The 3,392-nt window shown below is 62.5% G+C and carries 2 protein-coding genes; one reads left to right on the top strand and one right to left on the bottom strand.

The window, feature by feature from the left end; genetic code table 11:
- Positions 1-815: 815 nt before the first annotated feature.
- Positions 816-2,972, top strand: coding sequence for a type I restriction-modification system subunit M (locus NFV80_RS09110; protein ID WP_296758451.1), 2,157 nt, complete (start codon positions 816-818; stop codon positions 2,970-2,972).
- A gap of 25 nt (positions 2,973-2,997) precedes the next feature.
- Here the strand turns inward: NFV80_RS09110 and NFV80_RS09105 are convergent.
- Positions 2,998-3,392 (bottom strand): integrase core domain-containing protein (locus NFV80_RS09105; protein ID WP_296758448.1); only part of this gene is annotated, 395 nt, incomplete at its 5' end.

The following is a 3,392-nucleotide window of genomic DNA, read 5'->3' as shown; positions in this document are numbered from 1 at the left end:
ATAGCGAGCCTTCCGCAGCATTCCGCGACGTACCGATAACCAATTGAAAGCCGGTGTAAGTGTGCGGACCGGAGAGCACCCCTGGCCAGACTGTCAAGACGGGAGTCATAGATACCCAAGGTTACGGCAAGGTTTGGTCCAACAGCGACGATTCCAAAGTCTGCCAAGAATCGCTCCGCAAGAATCTTTCCTTCGGCGGGCCGGGCTTCCGTCGCGACAGGCAGAATGATGTTTACGTCTTCCCCAGTCAGCTTGTTACCTGCGTTCCCAGTGGTGGCCGTTCAGCTCAATGAATACCGCCTTGCTTTTTCCCTCGGCCTGCAGTGCGACCGTCTGCGATGTCTTTTTCGGCAACCAGACAGGAAAAACCGGCGGCCACTGACGGAAGCGACGCCAGAAGAGGCGTGGCTTTACCTTCGCATCACTGGAAGATTCGTGGGCCAGAATCGAAGTGAAAAACGGCGTCGCCGCGCCTTCGCGCTCGCGGGAAATGTTGCGGGAATTGTAACGGGAACGGGCGCGGATACTGCGGGAGCAGGCCGAAGCGTGCAAGCGCATCGGCTCGAAGGGCAGCGGTCCCCGGTGTGGATTGGAGCCGGCACGCTGAACCGCCAAGGCGGGGTGCGAAGAAGGGTCGGCTGGCGCACCGTCGAGCGGGTGAATGACCTCGGCCGGAATAGGCGAATCTGTGTGGCAACATCCGAAGTCGAGGTGAATGTCGCCCGACTCGATCCGGTCCCCTTTGTTCGCTGCCATCCGTGCGGTAAAGTTCATGGCTTGTGCCAGTTGGCATCAAGACGCGAACCTGATCGCTCATGGCCCTCAAGAAGTCCGAACTCTACTCCTCCCTCTGGAAGTCCTGCGACGAACTGCGCGGCGGCATGGATGCCAGCCAGTACAAGGATTACGTCCTCATTCTACTGTTCGTCAAATACGTTTCCGACAAGTACGCCGGTGATCCCAACGCCCTGATCGAAGTACCGGCGGCCGGCGGCTTTTCCGACATGGTCGCGGCCAAGGGCAACAAGGAGATCGGCGACCGGATCAACAAGATCATCGGCAAGCTGGCCGACGCCAACGACAGCCTCAAGGGCGCGATCAACGTCGCCGACTTCAACGACGAGGAAAAGCTCGGCAAGGCCGACGCCATGGTGCAGCGGCTGACCAAGCTCGTCGCCATCTTCGAGGGCCTGAATTTCGGCGGCAATCGGGCCGATGGCGACGACCTGCTCGGTGACGCCTACGAATACCTGATGCGCCACTTCGCCACCGAATCGGGCAAGAGCAAGGGCCAGTTCTACACCCCGGCGGAAGTCTCCCGCGTCATGTCCATGGTCATCGACCTGGGCAAGGCCTTCCACGCCGGGCAGAGCATCTACGACCCCACCTGCGGTTCCGGCTCGCTGCTGCTCAAGGCCCACGACGAAGCCAGGAGCCGCACCGGGCTGGACCTGGCGCTCTACGGGCAGGAGATGGACAACGCCACCTCGGCGCTGGCGCGCATGAACATGGTGCTGCACGACTGCCCGACGGCGGAAATCTGGCAGGACAACGTCCTCTCGCATCCGCATTTCAAGCAGGCCGACGGCCGCCTGAAGACCTTCGACTTCGTGGTCGCCAATTTCCCGTTCTCGGTCAAGGCCTGGATGAGCGGACTTGACCCGGCCAACGACCTCTTTGGGCGCTTCGCCTACGGCCTGCCACCGGCCAAGAACGGCGATTACGCCTTCCTGCTGCACATCCTCGCCTCGCTCAAGAGTACCGGCAAGGGCGCGGTGATCCACCCGCACGGCGTGCTGTTCCGGGGCGGTGCCGAGGCGGTGATCCGCAAGAACCTCGTCCGGCGCGGCTTCATCAAGGGCATCATCGGCCTGCCGGCCAACCTGTTCTACGGCACCGGCATCCCGGCCTGCATTCTCGTGCTGGACAAGGAAGGTGCGGCGGGACGCAAGGGCATCTTCATGGTCGATGCCAGCAAGGGCTTCATCAAGGATGGCAACAAGAACCGGCTGCGGGCGCAGGACATCCACAAGATCGTCGATACCTTCAACCGCCAGTTGGACATCCCCAAGTATTCGCGCCTGGTGCCGCTGGCCGAGATCGAGGGCAACGACTTCAACCTCAACCTGCCGCGCTACATCGACAGCACCGAGCCGGAAGACGTTCAGGACATCGCGGCCCATCTCAAGGGCGGCATCCCCAATGCCGACATCGACGGCTTGGCTGCCTACTGGCAGGTCTTCCCCGGCATGCGCGGCGAATTGTTTGCCGATGCCGATCGCGCCGGCTACAGCCAGCCCAGGGTCGAAGCCAGCCAGATCAAGGCGACGATCTTCGCCCATCCCGAATTCACCGCCTTCAACCAACAAGTCAGTGCGCTGTATGCCTACTGGAAAGCAACCAATACCCCGCTGCTCACCGGCATCAAACAGGGCGACCGCCCCAAGCTGCTGATCGAGACACTCGCGGAAAACCTGCTGGACACCTTCCGCAACAATGAAGCCATCGCCTCACTGATCGACCCCTACGGCGTCTATCAGCACCTGCTGGACTACTGGGCCGAGACCATGCAGGACGATGCGTGGATGATCGCCAGCGACGGCTGGGCGGCCACGGTCGACGGCAAAAACAACGTCGATTTGATCCCGCCCGTGCTGATCGTCGCCCGCTATTTCGCCGCCGAGCAGGCGGCCATCGAGCAACTTGAAGCCGGGCGCGACGCCATCAGCCGCCAGATGGAAGAGATGGACGAGGAATACGGCGGCGAGGATGGACTGCTGGCCGAAGCGAAGAACGACAAGGGCAAGCTCACCAAGGCCACCGTCAAGGCGCGGCTGGCCGAGATCAGGCATGACAAGGACGCCGCCGACGAGCGCAAGCTGCTCAACTCCTACGCCGACCTGATCGAACAGGAAGCAGTCGCCAGCAAGGCCGTGAAGGACGCGCAGAAGGCACTCGATGCCAAGCGGTGAATGTCAAGCTAGTTGTCGCCTGGACTCATGCTGCGATTGGCATACTTTGAGGAGCTTGCGGCGCGGTCGCGGGGTTGCGCTCGGGGTTGAGGGTCACGGGAGGTGCGGGTGTCCAGTTCCGGGTATGGCGGCTCCAGCGCGTCGGGTGGGCTTGTCGAGCGGCTCGGTAGAGCTGATCGCGAGCAGCCAGAATGGTGAGGTCCTCCCCGGCGTGGCGCTGCTCCGGGGTGACGTATCGGAGGCCACTGTGGAGGTGCTCGGTGTTGTACCAGCGGACGAAGTCGTTGGCCCAGAGGCGAGCGTCTTCGAGGGTGCCGAAGCCGCGAGCGGGGAACTCCGGGCGATACTTGGCGGTGCGAAAGAGCGCCTCGGCGTACGCATTGTCGTTCGACCCGCGCGGGCGCGAGTAGGACGGTTTGA

The organism is Accumulibacter sp. (assembly GCF_023806565.1).
In the GTDB taxonomy this organism is placed as follows: Bacteria; Pseudomonadota; Gammaproteobacteria; order Burkholderiales; family Rhodocyclaceae; genus Accumulibacter.
This window is presented reverse-complemented; position numbering and strand designations above follow the sequence as displayed.